The organism is Alkalibacillus haloalkaliphilus C5 (assembly GCF_000269905.1).
In the GTDB taxonomy this organism is placed as follows: Bacteria; Bacillota; Bacilli; order Bacillales; family Alkalibacillaceae; genus Alkalibacillus; species Alkalibacillus haloalkaliphilus_A.
Genome location: NZ_AKIF01000255.1, coordinates 1 through 1,690, shown reverse-complemented (window position 1 = coordinate 1,690; position 1,690 = coordinate 1). Strand labels below are relative to the sequence as shown.

General features: G+C 37.2%; 1 protein-coding gene and 1 pseudogene. Both read left to right on the top strand.

Going from position 1 to position 1,690, the window contains the following annotated elements; all coding sequences use genetic code 11:
- Positions 1–564: pseudogene (locus A194_RS0116185) on the top strand (M20/M25/M40 family metallo-hydrolase); the annotation flags it as partial.
- A gap of 78 nt (positions 565–642) precedes the next feature.
- Complete coding sequence (locus A194_RS0116180; RefSeq protein WP_017187819.1) at positions 643–1,614, top strand: MBL fold metallo-hydrolase; 972 nt, start codon at positions 643–645, stop codon at positions 1,612–1,614.
- Positions 1,615–1,690 lie beyond the last annotated feature (76 nt).

Genomic DNA, 1,690 nt, shown 5'->3' with positions numbered 1-1,690 from the left:
ATTTCGATTTTAAGTTATGAAGAGCTATACAATGAAGCGGTTAATAAATTTGGTCAGGAAGAAGTAGAAAAAAGAAGGGCAAACTTATTAAATGAAAGACAGACTGGCGATCGCGATTTTTCAACGATTCTTGTACAAGATCTAGCCTATCTATGTAGTCATTTAGCGCCGATGATCGTGTTATTTTATAGTCCACCTTTTTACCCTGCTGTTACGAGTGAACAAAATACAACGGTAAAAAGGCTTGTAAAAAGTATAGAAGAGAAGATGAAAGGTGAAGGTGCTAACCCAATTACGTTGTCATATTTCAACGGTATTTCTGATTTAAGCTTTGTTGGAGAAACGACGAGTAGTGAAGCGGACTTTGATCAACTAGCAATGAATTTACCAATGCAACAATTTCAGGGAAATTATATTCCAAAACAAAAGTGGGCTATTCCAACATTAAATGTAGGTCCTCTAGGTAAAGATGCACACCAGTGGTCAGAAAGGTTAGAGCTGACTTATTCCTTTGAAAAGTTACCAACGATCATTGATCATACAATTCGCGAAACATTTAAGTGAATTATTTGAAAATAGATGCAATTTTTAATTTTTGTAGTATAATAATAGCAAAATGAAACAAAAGGTGGAACAGACATTATGACACATCAATTAATCCATCAAATTACCGTTCCGACACCGTATGCCGTTGGAGATGTACATTGTTATCTATATATGGGTGAGAAAGTGACACTATTTGATGCAGGTGTGAATACCGAAGAAGCGTGGGAAGCTTTCCAACAACAATTAAAAGAGATTGGTTTAGAGTCATCTGATATTAAACAGATTGTGTTAACGCACCATCATCCTGATCACACTGGGCTTATCGAGCACTTTAGACAAGTAGAAGCAATTTATGGCCACCCGCTTACCGACTTATGGTTGAAAGAAGATCGTGAGTACTTTCAGCATTATTTCGCCTTTTTTGATCAATTGTATGATCGTTTTGATGTACCTCATCAATTTAGAAAAATTGATAAGACGGTTGAAAACGCCTTTAAGTATCAAGGAAATGGCCGCTTAACTGAAACTATTTTAGAAGGTGATGTCATTCCAGGCTTGCCATCAATTACAGTAATAGAAACTCCTGGCCATGCTCAAAGTCATTTATCATTTTACGATCAAACTAGCGGCAGCTTAATCGCCGGAGACCACTTGTTAAAACATATATCGTCTAATCCTATATTAGAGGCACCGCTTGTCGGTGAAGAAGAACGACCGAGGTCGCTTATTAATTATCGGGAAGCGATGAAAAAGTTAAAGAATTACAAGATCGGTGAAGTGTTGCCAGGTCATGGTGAGACGTTCCATTTTAACGAAAAGCTCATCGACCACCGATTAAAACGACAAGAAGAACGAGCGGAACATGTTTTTGAATATATTAAGGAACATCGCGCTTCGCCATATGAAGTTTGCCGATACTTATTCCCGAAACATTATGAGAAACAATTTGGATTAACGATGTCTGAAACGATTGGTCAACTTGATTACTTAGAAGCGAAAGGCAAAATTAAATCTTACACAGAAGAGGGTGTACTAAAGTACTCTCCCTGTAAAACCTTATCCTATTAAATAATGAGGATGGGACAAAAGGGAGAGAGTGTGGTGAAAACACGATCGTTTTATTTCACCATAGTTGAACAATTAC

Excerpts from the sequence above, each read along its gene's own strand:
- A194_RS0116180 (WP_017187819.1), top strand. The coding sequence starts at position 643 with ATGACACATCAATTAATCCATCAAATTACCGTTCCGACACCGTATGCC.